Raw genomic sequence first — 21,356 nt, forward strand, 5'->3', positions numbered from 1 at the left:
CGCTACCAACCCGGGTTCTGTTTAAACTCCGCATACATACTTACATCCGCGCGCTTAAGCGGCAGCCAGTAATGTTTCTCGCTAAAAGGACGCTGAAGTATAGTACGCTCGCGAAAATTAACCACCCGGCTATCCTTCGGATCCTTAGATGGATCAAGCGGAGCGGCACGATCAAACTCAATAGCGGTTTTTAGCGTGTATGGCAGCTCAATAAGTTGCAGCCAGCGGCGCAGGTCAGTAAAGCGGTGCCCCTCAAACGATAGTTCTACCGCGCGTTCGCGCCTCACCTCCTTCATAAACTCATCTGCCGAGCCTAAAAACCTGGCGGCGACATGCCCTACACCTGCCCTGTCGCGAATTACATTGATAGCATCAACAGCTGATTTGGCGTATGACGGATCTTTAGCCGAAGGCGAGCTATACCCCGCGGTAACCGCTTCCGCGTACATCAGGTATATATCGGCCAGGCGCATGTACGGTACCTTGATGTTGAGATTTTGCCCGTAAGCGTACCCTTGATCAAACTTATTAGAAGTTATAGGCGTGAATTTGTATAGCAGGTAACCGGTACGGCTGCCCACACGTTCATCACGGCTGCTGCCGCCGGTGAACAGGTTGGCGTAACGGTTAAACTCCGGAACGGTTGACGGCAGTGAGCCTTTAACCAGTTTGATCCCGTCAAACACAATGTCATTATAAAAACGCGGATCGCGGTTACGCCAAGGGTATTGCGGATCGTACCCCGACTCGGCATCGGCCTGTGCCGAATTGGTTATCGGCAGCCCGTTCTTCATGCCATAATTATTAATGTAGTTAGCCGTTGGCGCGAACACCACGTTGCCTTCTTCAATAGTTGGCCCCGGTGTATATTGCTTAGCGGTACCATAGGTTGAGCCATGCGCATCCCAGTATGGTCCCCTGAAAATGGCTTCTAACCCATCAGAACCACCGCCTCCCGGCATTTGCCAGTTTTGGCCGAAGGTGTAGAAGTTGGTGTAATAACGGTCAAACGGCAACAGCTTATAAGGGGTTTGGCCGCTCTCGCTAAGCTTAAGCAGTTCGGCAAAGGCCGCCGCTGCTTTTTTACAAAGTTCCACGTTGTAGGTGCGGCTGCCTGTCGACTCATAGTTCATGAGCGGACTACCTGCCCACAGGTAATTTTTGCCCAGATAACCCAAGGCCATTGTTTTATCAATACGCAGCTGGTTTTTACCCGGCGTACGGCCACCCGGTCCGGTATTATCCCAGTTAAGCGGCAGCAAATCGGCAGCCTCCCTAAAGTCAGCCGCGGCTTTTTCCGCACATTCCTGGTATTTTAACCGTGGCGAGCGCAGGTCCTGGTCGGCAGGTAATACCTTATCAATGTAAGGTAAACCACCAAAATACTGCATCAGCTGAAAGTGAAACCATCCCCTGAAGAATAATAACTGACCCTTTATCAGGTTGCGCTCCTCATCAGTGGCGTTGGTAAGCAGGTTCATGTTCTCTAAACCCAGGTTAGCCTTGCGGATGCCGTACCATGCCAGCGGCCACAGGCCCTTGGTAAAGCGGTCGTCATTAGTATTAGCGTTATTCACGTCCATCCAGCCGGCTCCCCAGCCGTCAAACTCGCGTTGCCAGCCCCAGAAATCGCCGTTATCAATCTTGTTCACAAAATGAAAGTTGAGTGCGGATGATTGTATCTCATCATCGCCCCAGTTCCAGCTGTTTGTCCAGTAACGGTTGGTAAAATCGGGTATGCAATTGTATAATTCTTCTGTATACCCCTGAAAATTGGTAAAATCCTTAAAGGCCGTTTTTTCTGATACGATAGACTCCGGACTTTTGTCTAAATATTTTTTGCAGGAAAACGTTCCGCTGACAAGCGAAATCATGCCCGACAAAACGATTATTTTTATATTTCTTTTCATAACGGTCAGCAGTTAGAAGGTGATGTTTGCCCCAAGGTTGAAGCGTTTGATAGTTGGATATGCGCCCTGCGATGCCCAGGCCTGCCCGCCCGCGCTCTGAAAGTTTGATTCGCGGTCGTCAGGCATTTTTGTCCACACGTACAGGTTATTACCGTTTATAAATATGCGCAGGCTAGACATACCGGCACGCTTAACCCATTTTTGGTTAAAGGTGTAGGCTATCTCAGCATTTTTTAGCCTGATGTATGATGCATCAAACATATACCTGTCTGCCGACTGGTAGCCGCTCGGCGTTGATGCCCAGCGCGGGATAGGCACATCCGCTCCCGGATTGCTTTTTGACCAGTATGTACCCTCATCAAAAGCGATGGTGTTTTGCGAACCGAACGTGGTAAGTACCACCTGCCTTGTTACGTTATTTACGCCGTAAAACTGAGCGAATATGCTGAAGTTCTTCCAGTCGAAACCGATAGTAGCGTTGTAGGTATTTTGCGGATTGCCGGTGTGTCCATAAGGAATATTGTCGCTCGCGTCAATAACACCATCGGCATTGTAATCAATAATATAATAGTTACCCGGTATCTTCTGGTTATCGTTGTCGGCATGCGCGGTACTGGCATACAATTCATCCCAGGTGTTATAATAACCGGCACTTACGTATGAGTTAGTTTGAAATATTTGCTTACCAGTACTTTTCTGATAATCAGGCAGCAACTCCGGAATGTCCGCTTCTACTACCTTATTCTCAGCATGGGTAAAGTTTACGTTCGTCCACAAGCGCAGATCAGGGTTTATGCGTTTGTTGAAACGCAGGTCAACCTCGTAACCCTGGGCGTTTACCTTACCTTTATTAGCCGTAGGCGCTGTAGCACCGTAGTATGATGGTATGGCACGGGCGGCACCAGAACTCAGGATGTCTGTCCGTTTATCCCTGAAAAAGTCAACGCTGCCGGTTAGCATGTCGTTAAAAAAGCTAAAATCAACCGCTATGTTCGACTTTGCCACCTTCTCCCAGCGCACGTTAGGGTTACCCACGGTGGTTTGGCGATACCAGTTATAAATACTCTGCTCAGCCGGTATGCCGGAAGTACCCAAACGGGTGCGGCCGCCAAATGCCCATTCAGACAGATACGCGAAGCGCGGTGAACCGCTGTCATCACCAATAGTACCGTACGAGGCGCGAAGCTTCAGCATGCTGATAAAAGTCAGCGGCTTAATAAATTTCTCTTCCGAGATCATCCAGCCAGCACCGAGCGATGAGAAGAAGGCGAAACGGTAATCGGGCGCGAATTTTTCGGAACCGTTGTAAGCGCCGTTATAATCCAGGTTATATTTTCCTTTATAGCTGTAAGTAGTTCTGAATACCCATTCCTCCCGGTATGATGGAATAATGCTGCCTCGTGCGGTTTGATCGCGGTTCCAAAGCCCCATGGCGGTAATATCGTGCTGGGAGCCAATCTTTGTAGCGTAATTAAGTTGCACTTGCGAAAACATACGCCGTTGTGTAGCGCCGTCATCAACCGCGCCCCCGCTGGCCAGCCAGCGGATGCTTTCCTCAAACGCAAACTGCGTACTGGCATCTTTGTCAACCGCGTAACTTACGGCGCCTGTAAGCGGGTCGATGTATTTGCGCTGCGTGTTATTGTTGGCGTCGTTAATACCGCGGCTATTCTCAATAAAGGTATTATCAATTGACAGGGTACCTTTTACGCTGAGGCCTTTGGTGATCACACTCAGGTCCTGCTCCAAAATAAAGTCGGTAGTAATGCGTGAGGTGGTCAGCATCTCCGCGCCGCTTGTAGCCAAAATCTGGGCGGAGTTGGTACCCTGGCCGGTGTTAGGCGCATAATACCCCCAGGTACCATCAGCGTATTGCGGCAAAAACAGGTTGGGCGCGGTATAGTAGGCTGCTCCCCATGTATTATACTCGTTAATGTTGATCCAAGGCCGCTTACGTACCGCTCTTGATCCGGCCAGATTGGTACGGAAGGTGGTGGTTGGCGTAATACTAAAATCCAGGTTACTGCGCACGTTTAAACGGTTAAAGCCATAACCGGCGTTATAACCACGGTTATTGTTAAACGTTCTGAAAAGGTCACCTTCGGTTTGATAATCGGCACTGGTAAAATACTTTACATACTTGGTACCGCCACTTATATTAAGATTGGCGTTGTATGACATGGCCTCGTCACGAAACAGTGTATTTACCCAATCAACATTAGGGTAACGCTCACGTTCCATTTCGTTTGCGGGTGAACGGTATTTGGAGATGATATCCTGCGGCATGTAATCGTTCCAGGCAGTTGGCCGCAATGCAAGCTCATTCTCTATGGCGAGGTTACGTATTTTGAACATATCATACGAGTCGTACTTGCCAGGCAGTTTCGATACCGATTTCATCACCGTATTGGCTGATGCCCTGATCTCGGCTTTGCCTTCTCTGCCGCGTTTAGTGGTAACCAGTATTACACCATTAGCACCACGCACACCAAACACCGCGGTGGCCGAGGCATCCTTAAGTACGGATACAGAGGCTACTGAACCGATGTCGATATTGTTAATGGAGCGCTCAACACCATCCACTAATATTAGCGGACTTGCATTGTTCCAAGTACTGCGCGCACGTATTAATATTTGCGGGTCCTCTTCGCCGGGTAAACCGGTACTGGCAGTAGTTACCACACCCGGCAGGTTGCCCGTAAGCGCGGCGGCCAAGCTTGATACGCCGCCTGTACGCTCGAGTGTTTTGCTATCGGTTTGCACAATGGCGCCAACAACGCTTTGCTTGCGTTGCTGCCCGTAAGCCACGTTTACAATAACCTCGCTTAATTGCGATACATTATCCTTAAGGCTAACGGTTACAAAATCCTTACCGGCAACGTTTACCTCCTGGGATAACATGCCGACTACATTGATAACCAGTATCTGCTGGTTGTCGGGCACTTTAATGGCAAACTCACCCTTGGCGTTGGTTTGTGTACCGGTTTGTGTACCCTTAATGGTTACACTCGCGCCTATTACAGTGTTCTTTTGCTGATCAAACACCTGCCCTCTCACCGTACGCAGCCCCTGCGCACGCGCCGACTGAACAAGTAGAGTAAGCGCCAGCAATACGTAAAATATTTTAATTGAGCGGCAATGCCAATGTATTATGCCATTGTCGCCTTGCACTTTGGTATTGGTTTTCATCATGAAGTTTTTTGTTGTTTTGGCGATATGCCTGACAATACCTATTTGAGGTGTGAAACGAGATTAGTTGAATACACTGAAGCATAGAATGCCATAGAGGCTGGCAGTAAAAATCTTTTCATAATTCGGGTTTAATTAATAATCAACAGGTTGTTTGGCTACAATCCCGGCTATCCGAGCCAGAGATGCATGAGGGCTTGCAACATCGCCTACGGCGAAGCCCGAAGGTTAATCAGCACTTTAATCATGTAAGTCAATTTTATAAATGGTAATAATTGGTGGCGTACACATTCCTGTCGGCACATAAAATAGCTGCATTTACTTGGGGCCTGGGCTTAGGGTTTATGCAGTTGTAACTTTCCGCTGATTTGATGATTCCAAACTCATAATTGATGTGCCGACCAACCGGCAAGCAATGAGCGCTAAATGATGAAGAACTCCGGCAAATTGTTGCCGTGCCGCCCTCAGTGGAAAGCGGATAGATTTTCATCATCATGTTAAAAAAGAATAATTCAGGTTCCCGTTGGAAAGTTTATGGAAGCGAAGCTATCGGCAAGGCACTTTTTTGTCGTGCTGAAATGTTTAGAAAGATAGCATTTATGTTAACTGTGAAGCAAACAAGGCCTGCTGACGCATAAAACCCACATTTTTTACATCGAAAAATGCCGATTAGATTTGTTAATGCAGGATTTTTGGCATTGCCAATTTGTTTAACATAGTGGAAATGTAGGATGACAACCTTAACATTTGTACCACCAATTCACCACAATTGTATGATGGGGGCAGGATATTTTATAATAAGTTTGCTATGCTAATCAAACCAAATACTAAATCATGAGAAATAAAAAACGGCTGATTCTATTACTGCTCACCGCCTCGTTAACAAGCGGATTTGTTGAAACAAAAGCACAGGATATTGTGAAACCCGCAACCGCAGGATTCGACACTTATCAGCAAAACATCCAACACGGTAACATCGACACGATAACCTATGCATCTGCAACGGTAGGAACTAACCGGAAGGCTTTAGTTTATACACCGCCGGGATACAGTAAATCAAAAAAATATCAGGTGCTATATCTGTTGCACGGCATTGGCGGCGACGAAAAAGAGTGGCTGAACGGCGGTAAACCACAGGTGATATTAGATAACCTGTACGCTCAGGGCAAACTTGTACCGATGATTGTAGTGATGCCTAACGGCCGTGCCATGAAAGACGACCGTGCTACCGGAAATATAATGGCGCCTGATAAAGTGGCCGCGTTCGCTACGTTTGAGCAGGATCTGTTAAATGATCTTATTCCCTATATCGAAAAAAACTACCCGGCAATAACCAAACGCGAGAGCCGCGCTATAGCCGGCCTTTCAATGGGTGGCGGGCAGGCGCTTAATTTCGGACTGGGTAATCTGGACAAGTTTGCGTGGGTAGGCAGCTTTTCGCCAGCCCCAAATACGCGTAAGCCCGAAGAACTGGTGCCGGATGTCGAGAAAGCGAAAAAGCAGCTTAAACTATTATTTATTTCATGCGGGGCAAGCGATGGCCTGTTATCATTCAGCCAGCGCACCCATGCATACCTGGATGAGAAGAAAGTACCACATATATACTTTATTGAACCCGGCGGTCACGATTTTAAAATATGGAAAAACGGGTTGTTTATGTTCTCGCAACTCATCTTTAAACCCGTTGATTCATCAAACTTCGCGAAATACACCGAAATGGGTATGAATACCGCGCCTGCTAATAATTAATTACCAATTATCTCATCAATAAAAAACGCCTGCTTGACACAGGCGTTTTTTATTTGGAAAATATTTAAGGCTTGGTGCCGATATTATTTATCAGTACGGAATGGCGAGGCCGGTAATCCTTGCTGATTATACAGGTTAGCGCCGTCGGGGTTATCAGCCCAGGCGTAGCGTACGTATTTAGGATTAGGTACGTCCGGACTTGATACGATAACCTTGTCGCCAACTATCATCGCATCCGCCCAAACAAATTTTTTATCTGCACCGGCTATTGCAAACTGTTGTAATTTATCGCTGCCCTTAATGGTTAATCTGTTACCGGTATTTATAAAAGTCAGGGTAATATGGTTGCCATCTGTAGTAGCCGTGCTGCATAAGGGGCCCGGGCTGAGTGTTTGCGCGTCACCGTAGGCAACCTTTTGGGCGGCCAGCGCCAGCCTTTCGCCAATATCTTTTTTATTCAGGGGATGAATATCGTTCCACTCGCCCGCATCAATGGCCACAGCTAAACCGGTATTTTTTAAGGTAAGTGCCTCAAGCTGCGCCTCGCGTATCAGCGCCCAGGCACTCTCCGCAGGCGAATATTCAACATCGCCAAAACCGGGCAGTTGCGCCACCAGGAAAGGCAGTTCTGGGTCGTTCCAGGCTTGCCGCCAGTCGGCAATAAGCGCCTTTAACAACGACCCATAATTTGCAGTGCCGATATTACTTTCGCCCTGGTACCAGGCTATCCCTTTTATTTGATAGCTCGTGGCCGGATTGACCATTGTGTTATACAAACCTGTCGACTCATTTTGCGCAACTACATTGTTATTGCCTGCTTGTATTTCGCCATTTGGCTTGTTAAACACCTGCCCTACTTTGTACAACCAGTCTCCCCTTATATCAACATGATGTACACCGTCCGTCAATTCGTAACGTTTATCAGGTACGAAACCGCCTTTGCCTGTAAAATTGCTTACACGTACTACCAATATATTTTTACCCGCCTTGAGCAATCCTGCTCTGACCTCGTAACGTCGCGGGGGATATTGATAAGTTATAGCGCCTACTTTTTCGCCGTTTAAATAGGTTTCGTCCGCATCAATTATGCGGCCTACAAACAGCTTGGCCGGCTTGCCCGCCATAGCGGCAGGCACTTCAATCTCCCTACGGAACCACACGACGCCGTTAAGGTTACGCACGCCCTGATCGGCCCAGAAACCGGGCAGCCAAAAGGGTTTCCAGCCGGTGGGCACAAAGGTGGTATCGTACCATTTCGGGTTAGCCTTTACGCCTTCATCAACGCCTTTATTGTTAGCTTTTACAGGAGTATTAACCTTAAGAGTATCATCCTTGAGCCGCTGGCGTAACCGGCTAAGCCGGTTATTAAGTAATGGAAATGTTTTTACCGCATTGGCACTCAGCCAGGCTTCTATAGGTGTTCCGCCTACACTGGAATTAATGATACCGATAGGCACTTTATATTTTAAATGAAGCTTTTTAGCCATAAAATAGCTTACCGCGCCAAATTCCATTACATTTTGCGGCGTTGCCCGCTTCCATTGCCCCGGCGGCAGGTCATCATGTTCAGCACTAATGTCAGCCGCGGTTGGCACAAAATAATTACGTATCTGCGGATAATCTGCTGAAGCAATATCTTCGGGATACTTTTCTTTAACGCGCTCCATCGGGTTTACCATGTTTGATTGCCCAGCGCAAAACCACACATCCCCTATTAAAACATCATCCAGCGTTATATGGTTGCTTGCATCAAGCTGCATTTTGTAAGGGCCGCCTGCTTTCATGGCCTTTATTTGCACCCGCCATTTTCCGGCGCCGTCGGCTACGGCGTGATAAGTTTTATCAGCAAACGTAATTGCAATTTTCTCCTGCGGAGAGGCCCAGCCCCATATATGTATTTTTTTTTCACGCTGCAAAACCATGCCGTTGCCAATTAAATGCGGCAACCTGATCTGCGCGTAAAGCTTATTACAGGCCAGGCAAAAAAACAGCACTGCTAACAAGCGCTTAAAATAGATCATCGGGTTAAATATTATCTGGTTATAATTGGTACACAAAACTATCTACCTGCAGGTAGTGCAAATACCATGTTTGTTTAATTTAAGGCCACAGATGTTAATCATCGCCGGTTCTTTAAACCGAAATTTCATTCCTGAATGTTTATCGTAAGGTTTTATTAAACATTCGCACCAGTATTTTAAACATTCATCCCACAGCGGCTATGGCATGGTTTAGTATTATTACCTTTAATTATAAACCATAACCGGTAATGTGCCGGCCTATATAAAACCTATGAAATTTATTTACACATTTTGGTTGTGTTGCTTGCTAACGAGTGCAGCTAACGCTGATAACGGTTATCGCCTGTGGCTGCGGTATGATCCGGTGGAGAACGTCACGCTCGCCCGGCAGTACAGGCAACAAATAGCTTCTGTTGTTTTTGAAACAGGGAATTCGCCTATTATACAATCAGCGCGAACAGAGCTTAAAAACGCGTTGCAAGGCCTGCTTAATTATAGCCCCGCTTTTGTTAACGCGCCAGGTAAGGGTTTAAGGTTGATATTTGTAAAAGGTGGCAGCAAACAGCTTACTCCGGCACTTAACAAATTGATAAACAATACCAGTAATGAGGGGTACGTTATCAAAACAATCAGCCTGAATAATTCGCCATGCCTGGTTGTAGGCGCGAAAAATGACAAGGGCATTTTATACGGCACTTTCCATCTACTTCGACTGCTGCAAACACAACAAACACTTGCCAATATCAATATAACTGAAAGCCCGAAATTACAGGTACGGATTTTAAACCATTGGGATAACCTGGACAGAACGGTTGAACGCGGCTATGCCGGATTTTCCATCTGGAACTGGCACAAACTGCCGGGTTACATCGATCCTCGTTATATTGATTACGCACGGGCAAATGCTTCAATTGGCATCAACGGGGCGGTTATCAATAATGTGAATGCAAACTCGCTTATACTCACGACAGATTATCTGAAAAAAAACGCGGCACTGGCAGGCGTGTTCAGGCGATATGGCATTAAATTGTACCTGTCAGCCAAGTTCAGCGCGCCTATTGAAACAGGCGGATTGAAAACCGCCGATCCGCTTGACCCAACCGTTAAGCAATGGTGGCAACAAAAAGCGGACGAGATTTATCGGCATATCCCTGATTTTGGTGGTTTCCTGGTTAAAGCCAATTCAGAAGGACAGCCCGGCCCTCAAAATTATGGCCGAACCCATGCCGACGGTGCGAATATGCTGGCCGATGTTTTAAAGCCACACGGTGGCATCGTAATGTGGCGTGCCTTTGTTTATGATGATAAAACGCCCGATGATCGCGCCAAACAAGCTTACAACGAGTTTAAACCGCTGGACGGGAAGTTCCGTTCCAACGTCATCATCCAGGTTAAGAACGGCGCTATTGATTTTCAGCCGCGGGAGCCCTTCCACCCGCTTTTTGGAGCTATGACTAAGACGCAGATAATGCCGGAGTTTCAAATTACGCAGGAATACCTGGGCTTTTCAACACACCTGGTTTACCTGGCTACCCTGTTTAAGGAATGCCTGGATGCCGATACATACAGCCAGGGGCACGGTTCAACGGTCGCGAAGATCATCAGCATACCTGTAAATAACTCTTTAACAGGAATTGCCGGCGTGGCTAACATCGGTACAGATATAAACTGGTGCGGGCATCCGTTTGCGCAGGCTAACTGGTATGCCTTTGGTCGCCTGGCCTGGAATCCGGATCAAAACGCGGCAGATATCGCGCGCGATTGGCTGAAGATGACTTTTTCCAATCAACCTGATTTTGTTAAACCCGTTACCAGCATGATGCTGGCATCGCGCGAGACGGCGGTTAATTATATGACGCCGCTTGGCCTGCACCACATAATGGGTACACACGCGCATTACGGACCGGCACCGTGGGTAAATAATCTTTCGCGCGCGGATTGGAACCCGGTTTATTATCATAAAGCTGATTCTGCCGGGATGGGATTTGACCGTACAGCGACCGGAAGCAACGCCATTGCACAATATTATCCACCCTTGCGGGATAGCCTGAATAAGGTTGAAACTACGCCCGAGAAGTATTTGCTCTGGTTTCATCACGTTGGCTGGAACACACATTTAAAAAATGGCGAGACTTTGTGGAACGAGGTAGTGAAACGCTATTACAAAGGCGCTGCGGACGTTGCCGGAATGCAAAAAACATGGGCTTCGGTTAATGGAAAGATCGACAGCACAAGGTATCACGAAGTTAAGCAGTTGTTAGCTATTCAGGCAGAGGAAGCTGTTTGGTGGCGGAACGCCTGCGTGCTTTATTTTCAAACTTTCTCTAAATTGCCATTGCCTGCCGGGTATACAAAACCGGACCACGACCTGCAATATTATAAAGATCTAAAATTCAAATATTTGCCTTAACCAATTATCCTAATGACTTTATCAACCCTGATCAAAAACACATTTATAATACTTTCCTTATCGATAACTACTTTACCTAATGCTTTCGGGCAACAGGCAAGTAATCCTATCATCCATGCTGATGTGCCCGACATGTCTATTATCCGGGTAGGAAACACGTACTACATGAGCAGTACAACCATGCACATGAACCCGGGTATCCCGATCATGAAATCAACCGACCTGGTGAACTGGAAACTGGTAAACTATGCGTATGACGTGCTGGATAACACGGATGAGCTGAGTTTAGCTAACGGAAAAAGTACCTATGGAAAAGGTTCATGGGCTAGCAGCATCCGTTTTCACAACAACACTTACTATGTCAGCACCTTCTCGGGCACTACGGGCAAAACCTATATTTATTCTACAAAGAACATTGAACGCGGCCCCTGGAAAAAGATATCGTTCGCGCCATCGCTACATGACCATTCTTTATTTTTTGATGACAACGGCAAAACCTACATGGTATACGGCAGCGGCAAGATAATGTTAGCCGAACTGGCTGACGACCTTTCGGGTATTAAACCGGGTACACAACCACGCGTTATTATTGAAAATGCGGATTTGCCTACCGAACCGAACCGGGGCTTACTGGCCGAAGGTTCGCAGCTTTTTAAGGTGAACGGCAAGTATTATATCTTAAACATCAACTGGCCGCGCGGCGGTATGCGCACGGTTATTGTTCATCGTGCAGATAAAATTGACGGACCTTATGAAGGGCGCGTGGCTTTGCAGGATAAGGGCGTTGCGCAAGGCGGCCTTATCAGTACTCCGGCGGGCAAATGGTATGCCTACCTTTTTCAGGACGCGGGCGCGGTTGGCCGTATACCCTACCTGGTGCCTGTAACCTGGAAGGATGGATGGCCGGTTTTAGGTTCCAATGGCAAAGTGCCTGAAGTGCTCGATCTGCCTGCAAGCCGCGGCCTGATACCCGGCATAGTATCTAATGATGAATTTAATAAACCAATAACTACCCTACCACTGGTTTGGCAGTGGAACCATAACCCGGATAACAAACTATGGTCGTTAACAGAACGAAAAGGATATTTACGCCTGAAAACGGCACGGATTGACAGCAGCGTGCTATCCGCCTGTAATACGTTGACGCAACGCACTATCGGGCCTACATCATCAGCTGTAACAGCTATTGATCTCTCGCACCTGCGTGATGGTGATTGCGCCGGACTATTGTTATTACAAAAGAACTATGGCTGGGTAGGCGTTAAAGCCCAAAACGGCGGTTATGCCATCGTGATGGTTAACGGCGAAAGCGGTACACCTGTTGAAAAAGCTCGTGTAGAAACCAAGCAAAGCAAAATATTCTTCAGGGCTGATTGCGATTTCCGCAACCGTACGGATAAGGGTTACTTTTACTACAGCCTTGACGGAAAAACGTGGACGCCAATAGGCGAACCTTTAAAAATGGTGTACAGCCTGCCGCACTTTATGGGTTACCGTTTTGGGCTGTTTAATTTTTCAACAACTAAACCCGGTGGTTATGCCGATTTTGATTTCTTTCGCATCAACACATCGATATTAAACCAATAAACACATCTTTTAATTCGATAAAAAAGGGGCTGACCATAATGGTCAGCCCCTTTAATTTCGCCCGCACCATAATTAATATCCCGGGTTTTGGTATGCAGCTTTTTCGGCAGCGCTCATTTCCAAACCGTCAATCTGCCCCTGCGGAATAGGCCTCAGGTACAGGTGGTTATCAATTGTACGGGTTACTTTAACCGGAGTATGATCGCCAAAGTTGGTGCCGCCTATGGTGTATGAGGCGGCAAGCTCGGCCCATTTTTGTGTTCGCACCAGGTCGAACCAGCGGCCGCCTTCGGCGTAAAACTCACGCGAACGCTCGGCAAGCAGGTAGTTCAAATCAATATTTGCAGGGGTAGCGGCTACCATGGCAGCGCTATTATCCTCTACTTTGGTTTTATTGCCATTGTTATCAAAACGCCATTTACCGGCACGGGCACGTATCACATTTATTAAATCGTTGGCTGATTTACCGGCTTGTACTGTTGCGCCCTTAACCGCTGCTTCAGCAGCTATAAAGTACAATTCCGAGAATTTGAGTATCGGGTACGGGCGGGTGCTTCCGGCGTTGGCTTCACCCAATCCGTTGCCTTTGTCTGTACGGTACGGGCCAAGCTTCCATAAACCGGGATAGATGATACGGCTTATAGCGCCCGGAGAGATCACGAAATCGGCACGGCCGGGTAACACGCCCGCACCTACGTTGGCGTTCTCGGTAGCATAGGTTATGTTGGGGTTATCGTTATCCAAAAATGTAAGTACCGCGTCGCCGGGAGCAATAGGCAAGCCGTTAGCATTAATCAGCGTTGGCGAGGTGTTGCCCGCTTTATTCCAGTTACCGCGGTAAACAGTGGTAAAAGTACCGTCGTACCTGGAATCGTTCACCTTATCGGCAAATGTATTTTTAAGTACTTCGATGGTTGGCGCCATACGTACCCAAGGGCGGCCCAAATGCTGATCGGCTTCACGCAGAACCGAATTTACACCCGAACTTTTGATGTTCGGATAGTTCCAGGTCATCATCCAGCCGGCAAAATTATCAGGGGCGCCACCACTACCGAAGGTAAGGCTGCCGCCGTTGTATTTCTCGCTGGTCTGGGTGTGATCGGCGTAAAGCACCATTTCTTTATTACGATCATTCTGCGCCAGGTTAACATCGTAAAATGTAGGCTGTAAGCCGAACGGCCCCGGGTCATCAATGGCTGTTACAGCTATATCGTACGCCTGCTGAAAATACCATTGCGCGTTATGTCCGTCCGGGTCGGTACGGTCAGTCGCCGGATAGGTTGGTATGCTGTTCGGATTTTGCAGCCACCAGCCGTAGGTAAGGTAAGCTTTGGATAATATCAGCCTTGCCGCTGTTTTGGTTAACCCGCCGGTTACGCGCCCGGTTTGCGGCAGATCGGTAATGGCCTGCAGCAGATCAGGAAAGATAGCTTTGGTATACACCTCCGGAACGGTATTACGTACCGATTTACGTGTAGGCGTAGTATTAAACTTAAGTTCGCCCGCGCCCAAATCCAGCGGTACGCCGCCAAAGGTTTGTACGAGCAAAAAGTAATCAAACGCCCTGAAAAACCTGGCCTCTGCAATCAGCGCGGATGATAAGCCTACCGCGCTCGCGTTCTCAATAACACCGCTGGCGGTATTTATATTAGGGAAAGCCTCGCCCCATAGTATGCTCGACGGATAGCTTGTAGATAAAATTGAACCTACGCCCGAGTTATCCATATCTTTAAAGTTACCGTCGGCACTTTGGCCCCAGGTAGCCTCGTCGGTACCGGTAACGCCCGAATTATAATAATAAGCCTGCCCATAAATATTGCGCAAGTGGCTGTACATGGCGGTAAGCCCCCCAACTACGCCTTGCTCGGTTTTAAAATATTCGGGGGTAAACACACTGCGTGGCTGTTCATCAAGCACCTTGCTGCAACCGGCTAATAACACTGAGGTTGCCAGGGCACACTTTAAAATATTTTTGATTATTAAACTTTTCATCTCAGTAGGTTTTAGAATGTTACGTTAAGACCAAGTATAAAATTACGGGTTGATGGCGTGTTGGTGCCGATGGTCAGGAACCTCCGTTGTGATTCGGGCAGCGGTACGGCGGCGTTCTCGTTACCAAAAGAGTTCGTTTCCGGATCCATGCCTGATTCCTTGTGATAAGGTGAGAACAGCACGAATGCATTTTGCACCGTGAAATAAGTACGTATGTTTATTTTTGAGCTCTTGGGCAGTAACTCACCTAAGTTATAGCCAAGCGACATGGTACGTATTTTAAGGTATGATGCATCAAAATAACCCAGGGTGCTGCCGTATTTAGGATTATCACCACTTTGGATGCCGCCCGGTTTAGGATAACGGGCATCCGTGTTTTCGGGCGTCCAGTAATCAACCTTAACGTTGTTACGGCGACCTGTAAGCATATTCAGGTATCCGCCTGATCCATAAAGTGTACTGATTAACACACCGCCGCTTTTAAACGCACCAACCATGGTAAAGTCGAAACCCTTATAAGCTACACGGGTGTTAAAGCCGCCCTGAAAATCAGGGTCGACATCGATGATCTGCCTGTCGGCGGCGCCAATGGCGCGTGTTGGCTGGCCGTTGGCATCAACCGGACCGGTATATTTTACCTTGATCATGCCTACGTTGCCGCCCGGTTCCAGTATGTTCAGGTAAGGGTCGCCCTCCTGCCATAAGCCCTGGTACTCGTAATCAAAAATGGAGTTAATATTATGGCCTACAAACCAGCCGTTACCCTCATCCCTCGTTTGGCCTGATGCAAGCGCGACTAACTTATTACGGTTTGCGTAAATGTTTACACCTAAATCCCAGGTCCAGCCATTTTTGTTGTTGATGATGGTGCCGTTCAAGCTTAACTCCACGCCTTTGTTTTGTGTTCTGCCCACATTGGCGGTATAGCTGTTAACGCCAGAGGTTGGCGGCAAGCCCACACTCAGCAATAAGTCTTTAGTGTTATTAACATAGTATTCAACCGTACCGGATAAGCGGTTATTAAATAAGGTGAAATCTAAACCGTAGTTCCAGTTTTCAGAATACTCCCAGCCCAGTGCCGGATTAGGCAATTGGGTTACGTAATAACCGGTGGCATAATTGGTTTCGCCAAAATTATACTGGCGTGTGTTCAAGGCGCCAAGCGTTTGATAGGCATTTACAGCCTGGTTAGAGGTTTGGCCATAACCCAGGCGCACCTTAGCGCGGTTAAGCCAGGTAACATCTTTCATAAATGATTCGTTATTCAAATTCCAGCCTAATGATACGGCCGGATAGGTATGCCATTTATAACCAGGCGCCAATCGTGATGAAGCATCAGAACGCAACGTAGCCGATATCAGATACTTATCGTCATACGAATACATTACGCGCCCCATATATGAGCGTAGGCCGCTCAAACTATAATTGCCATTACCGATGGTAATTTCGCCGGTTGCCTGGCCAAGGTTATAAAACTGAAAAGCGTCTGACGGAATATTTTTAGCCGACATTGAGGAACTGTTGTATTTAGTTTGCTCCTCAGAGTAAAGAGCCGTCACATTAAAATTATGTTTTTCGGCAAACGTACGGTCATAGGTCAACAGGTTTTCAACCACCCAATGATAGTTTTGCGAATTGGTTACTCCGGCTACCGATAGCGAAGTTGGTACCGAGCTGTTTATGCCTTGTCCGGTGTAATTACCATTGTTGTTCTGTATAAAATCCAAACCCACATTAACGCGATATTTCAAGCCCTTTACCCAGGGTATCTGTGCTTCGCCGTAAAGTGAATTATAGGTAGCAAATCCGCGGGTTTCATTCAGCCATTGATCCTGTAAATTATTTACAATATCCTTGGTTAAAACATACGTTTCGTCCTGCGGCATTTTTATGGTTCGTTTAATCGAGCCATCGGCATTATAGGGGTTAGCTATAGGCGAACTGCTCAAAGCACCATAGATACCTACCTGGCTTCCCTCGGTAAGGTTATAGTTGTTATTGGTTGTAAATCCAACTTTAAAAATTTTGGCAACCTGCTGATCTACTGAGCCGCGCAGCGAATAACGTGTGTACTGTTGGGTTGGTATTACGGCCTCGTTTTTATAATAACCGCCGCCAAAATTATAGCTGCCGGTTTGGCTCCCGCCGGATACGCCGACATCGTGGCTGTTAACAGTGCCCGTTCTGTATAAAAGCTTTTGCCAATCAATATTTACGTCATCAGCTTCATCGGCTCCGTTGGTAAATTTTCCGGCGGCTTTACGCAGCGCTACAAATTCCGATCCGTTCATCATCGGGTAAGGGGCAAAAATTTCCTGCCTGCCGTAATAAGCATTATACGTAATTTTAGCGTTGCCCCCCATCTGCCCGCGATTAGTAGTAATAATTATCACACCGTTTGCACCCCGCGAGCCATAGATAGCCGTGGCCGAGGCATCCTTCAATATGTCAATGCTTTTAACATCGTTAGGGTTGATGTCGGCCAGTGAACCTACAAACGGGATACCATCCAGCACAATCAAAGGGTCATTACTGGCGGTTAACGAGCGCTGGCCACGGATGAGTATCTGCGTTGTAGCCCCGGGGCGTGTTGATGTTTGCGATATATCAACACCCGGAAGCCGGCCCTGTATGGCCTGACTGATATTTGGCGCCGGTACTTCGCGCATTTTTTCGCCACCGATGGATGCCACCGAGCCTGTAACCGCTTCTCGGCGTTGGGCACCGTAACCTATCACCACCACATCTTCCAGGTTTTTACTGTTGGGGTTTAGTTTTATGGTAAGCTGATCCTGCCCGTTTAACGTTTGTACCATATTGGCGTAGCCCACAAATGACACTACAACCGCTTGCTCGCCCGCCGGCAGATTAATGCTGAAATTACCATTTGCATCTGTAGCGGCTGATACGTTACTGGATTGTGCCTTAACCGTTGCGCCGGGCAACGGTTGATTTTTTTCATCTACTATCTTGCCCGTTATCTTTTTGGTTTGTGCAAACGCGCTTATCCCCGTGAGCAGCATCAGCAGCAAGAGCAGCGATGGCTTTTTAAATGTTCGTAGTTTTTCTTTCATAATTTTTTGTTGAGGTGTTCATTTATGAGTTCATAAAATTGGCTTGCTAAAAATTGGTTGACCGACATGCCATCTTACTTCGCAATCGATTGCAGACTATAATAAAAATGGTTAGCCTGAACAATCAGAGAAAATTGGTTTATAAAAATAACTGGTTTACAATTGGCGGTTTAACCACAGTTACCTGCGTTTAAACATATCAAAGGTCAATTTTAAGCGTATTGACAGGTATAACAAATTGACAAATGTTATATAACTAATGTTCAAAAACGTCTTTCAGTAAATGCTGTAAGCAAAAAAACCGGTCACGGCGATAAAGGATTTTCTTTACCACCGGACCGGTTAAACTATTTAAACTAAAACTTTGCTTTTTACATGCTTCCCTTAACCTTGTAACCTAACAATGCAAGCATTTTTTCGCCGTAACGCCTGCCAAGTGTTCGGTAACCGGCAGCGTCAAAATGTAGCTTATCAGCAGCGGCACTACATCCGGCAGAGGGAATAATATAGGCATTAGGTACAACCTGCGGCAAGGTATTTATAATGCTGTTCATGCCGGCGCAAATGCCGCCCTGGTCTGCACCCAGCATCTCACCAGCCAATAATGGCACCTGGTTAGGCTTAAGATTAAGGTCAGCTATTAGCCTATCGTAAATAATCTTTATTTTTTTTGTCCACAAAGTATCGCCCGTGTTTGATTCGCCCTGGTGTAATAAAATACCTTTTATAACACCTGAACGTTGCGCGATCTTTGCAAGTTCCACCAAACGCCCATACGGATCATTATTGTACTCCGCCACCATGGCTTTCATCCAGCCCGGGGCTGTTTCTATATAGCCGGGGCTTGTTTGCTGGTTAAAAAGCTCTATCCTTGCGCCACCTACTGATACGTTAATTACGCCTACCCGTACATCCTTAGGCAGATTGGCAGTAAGTGTGCGGCCAAAATAATCGGCAGGTGTGATGCCGGTGTTGCAACGGCAAAGCGGCGGTACCGCGGTGTACCAGTTACCTTTTTTGCGGCCCCTGTCGGGGCAATCAACGGCTTGCAGTACCCGGAAACGGCTGTCAACAGTAGTGTCCTGCGCCTCGTACTTTGCGTTGCCTTCCATGTTCGATTGACCAAAACACAAAAAAATATACATCTTCGGGTCCTGCGCCATAGCTTGGTCTGAAAACATTATAAAGGTAAATAAACCTGCAAGCTTAAGTATTTTAAGCATTTCTACTTTGATTTAAATTTGATGCTTTTTATAACGATCTGTCCAGGTTTTCCGGTCGGGAATTTAAGGAAAACGTCATGCTGGCCGGTAACATTTTTTATTGTGGCGTTAAATACTTTCGCTACCGCGGTTGACGTAACCGGAACTTTCGCAATCAATTTTCCATGTTTCAAATCATCAATCCAAACCTCTATAGTGCCGTTACCGGTGGCAGTTGCTGTTAATTCTGCCACCGCGGGCGACTGTTTACCAAACTCAACTCCTGAAAGCATTAACCAACCGCCATAGGTTGATGTATTGGTGACGCCGTCTGCCACTTCTCCTTTTATTTTTCTGACCCCGAAATAATTACTGTAACCAGTCGCCGGTAATGCCGACAGGCCGTCTTTACAAATAAACAGATCAAAGTCAGCAGCTTTGCCTTCGGCAAATAAGCCCAGGCTGGTGCCCACCCACGAGTTAAAGTTAGGTTGTACTTTATCCAAACTAACCGCGCTTACCGTGCGCCCGACAGTTACCCAATTTTCACCATCACCGCTGCAATAGGCCTGCAGCATATGCCCGTTACGTTCAATTTTCAGCCAAACCACATCACCAAACGTATTGGTAATTGATTGTGTGACTGAATCTGTACGGAAAATGATCTGCTTACCATCGGCATAACCAGTATACAGCCGTACAGTTACCCGCTGATTGCCGTTGGTTAAGTACAGGCCCGCTTTAGCTGCGGTGTCGGTAGCGTTAAGCTCCACCCTGGTAATTGCTGTATAAAAATGGTCGGTTTCCTTTTGCATCAGGTGCGTACGGGTGGTATCCGGCTTTAGCCTTACCCAGCCCCTCCTGTCTGTCAACGAACAATTTGCCGATGCCTTTTTAGTAAGAAAATGCCACCACAGCCCGAGTTCATTGCCATCAAAATAATCGGTGGTTACACTACGCCATGGAATGGCCGAATAAGGCAAATTTGGCATTAACAGGGGCTGCGTAGTTGGCGCAACACCCCAAGGCCTGTCGCCCTCCCATATCACCTGGTACAAACCCGTTTGCCTGCCCGTGCCAGACCAATCATCCCTGTCGTATTTTTCGTAGCTCTGCCCTATCGTCCACCAGGTACCGTCGTTCAGCATAAACGGCGCGGAAATATGATTAGGCCTGCGAAAGCCCACTGCCGCATCGGTAATCGGCTTAAAGAAGTCGCCCAAACGCTCCCATTTTGTAGAATCGCTAGTTAAGGCCGTAGTCCGCATTACATATTGCCCGCCCGATACGTCGCCCGCCGGAAAATAGTAGTAATAGCCATTGCGTTTGCTCATTACCGGGCCTTCCGCCCAACTGTATTGCAGCTTAGCGTTTATCCAGTCGAGGTTAATCACGGTATCGGTAAGCTGGCCGTCTTGCCCAAGCGCCTGCAGGCGGTTTACTTTTTGTCCGTTTTTAATTACCATGTAAGGCTTACCATCGTCATCAACAAAAATAGAATTATCGTAACCTAGGTTACCCGTTACAGCGTTTGTTTTTACTTCAACCGGTGCCGACCATGGTCCTTTAGGAGATTGCGCTTTACAAAACCACTGGCCGCCTGCCGAGAAATATATCCAGTAACTGCCATAAAAATAAGTTATAGCGCCTTGCCATATTCCACCTGAGGGCTTATCGCCTACCCAGGCGGCCTTTGATGCAGGCAAAACCCTGCTGATGACTTCCCAATGTACCAGATCCTTTGAATGATAGATAGGCAGGTAAGGATTAAAATGGAATGTTGATCCGCAGTGATAAAAATCCTCGCCTACCTTTAACAAAGTTGGGTCTGGGTGATCACCGGGTAAAACGGGGTTTACGTAAGTTTTAACCGATTGATAAAAGGCCGACGAATCTGTTTTTTTGGATTGCTGCGCCGATACTTCGGCCAGGTTCAGCGTAAATAAACATAGAGCGGCTGCAAGCCGGCAAATATTACTCATATACTATCAGGGGTTTGGTATTTGTGCGCCAGGTTTTAACTGATGAACAAAAATGGCATTAACCATATATCGGCGATACTGCAATTGTCTTTTTTTATAGCACAAATGTTAAGTAAAAGAGTAGCGCATTTTATCAAAATAAACGCAATTATCTAATTAAAAGATAGTTACACCAAAACCACCTATCTATCCGCATTAAAAGCAACACGTTTGATACTTTCGGCATTCGGGTTTTATAGC

10 protein-coding genes are annotated in these 21,356 nt (G+C 47.1%); 3 read left to right on the forward strand and 7 right to left on the reverse strand.

Translation table 11 applies throughout. The features are described from left to right. Window positions 1–2: 2 nt before the first annotated feature. Window positions 3–1,910: a RagB/SusD family nutrient uptake outer membrane protein gene (locus ABD960_RS11175; protein WP_345331238.1), complete on the reverse strand. Its 1,908-nt coding sequence runs from the start codon at window positions 1,908–1,910 to the stop codon at window positions 3–5. 12 nt (window positions 1,911–1,922) lie between these two features. Next, window positions 1,923–5,102 carry a SusC/RagA family TonB-linked outer membrane protein gene (locus tag ABD960_RS11180; protein ID WP_345331239.1) on the reverse strand — a complete coding sequence of 1,060 codons (3,180 nt, stop codon included), beginning with the start codon at window positions 5,100–5,102 and terminating at the stop codon, window positions 1,923–1,925. Between the two features lie 831 nt (window positions 5,103–5,933). Here ABD960_RS11180 and ABD960_RS11185 point away from each other — a divergent pair. Then, window positions 5,934–6,848 carry an alpha/beta hydrolase gene (locus tag ABD960_RS11185; protein WP_345331240.1) on the forward strand — a complete coding sequence of 305 codons (915 nt, stop codon included), beginning with the start codon at window positions 5,934–5,936 and terminating at the stop codon, window positions 6,846–6,848. A gap of 83 nt (window positions 6,849–6,931) precedes the next feature. Here ABD960_RS11185 and ABD960_RS11190 read toward each other — a convergent pair whose 3' ends face one another. Beyond that, a complete protein-coding gene (locus ABD960_RS11190) occupies window positions 6,932–8,869 on the reverse strand; it encodes a sialate O-acetylesterase (protein ID WP_345331241.1) in 1,938 nt (645 codons plus the stop codon). 271 nt (window positions 8,870–9,140) lie between these two features. On the opposite strand from ABD960_RS11190, the gene ABD960_RS11195 reads away from it, so the two are divergent. Further along, the gene (locus ABD960_RS11195) at window positions 9,141–11,279 is read left to right on the forward strand and encodes an alpha-glucuronidase family glycosyl hydrolase (protein ID WP_345331242.1); all 2,139 of its coding nucleotides are present in this window, start codon (window positions 9,141–9,143) and stop codon (window positions 11,277–11,279) included. Window positions 11,280–11,291: 12 nt separating this feature from the next. Then, window positions 11,292–12,866: a glycoside hydrolase family 43 protein gene (locus ABD960_RS11200; RefSeq protein ID WP_345331243.1), complete on the forward strand. Its 1,575-nt coding sequence runs from the start codon at window positions 11,292–11,294 to the stop codon at window positions 12,864–12,866. A 72-nt stretch (window positions 12,867–12,938) separates the two neighbouring features. On the opposite strand, the gene ABD960_RS11205 is transcribed toward ABD960_RS11200, so the two are convergent. From ABD960_RS11205 to ABD960_RS11220, 4 genes are all read right to left on the reverse strand, one after another. Next, the gene (locus tag ABD960_RS11205; RefSeq protein WP_345331244.1) at window positions 12,939–14,858 is read right to left on the reverse strand and encodes a RagB/SusD family nutrient uptake outer membrane protein; all 1,920 of its coding nucleotides are present in this window, start codon (window positions 14,856–14,858) and stop codon (window positions 12,939–12,941) included. Between the two features lie 11 nt (window positions 14,859–14,869). Continuing rightward, complete coding sequence (locus tag ABD960_RS11210) at window positions 14,870–17,932, reverse strand: SusC/RagA family TonB-linked outer membrane protein (protein ID WP_345331245.1); 3,063 nt, start codon at window positions 17,930–17,932, stop codon at window positions 14,870–14,872. A 371-nt stretch (window positions 17,933–18,303) separates the two neighbouring features. Beyond that, entirely contained in the window at window positions 18,304–19,155 is an 852-nt protein-coding gene (locus ABD960_RS11215) for a sialate O-acetylesterase (protein ID WP_345331246.1), read from the reverse strand. Between the two features lie 2 nt (window positions 19,156–19,157). Continuing rightward, window positions 19,158–21,116: a family 43 glycosylhydrolase gene (locus ABD960_RS11220; RefSeq protein WP_345331247.1), complete on the reverse strand. Its 1,959-nt coding sequence runs from the start codon at window positions 21,114–21,116 to the stop codon at window positions 19,158–19,160. Window positions 21,117–21,356 lie beyond the last annotated feature (240 nt).

The organism is Mucilaginibacter defluvii, from assembly GCF_039543225.1.
GTDB lineage: Bacteria > Bacteroidota > Bacteroidia > Sphingobacteriales > Sphingobacteriaceae > Mucilaginibacter > Mucilaginibacter defluvii.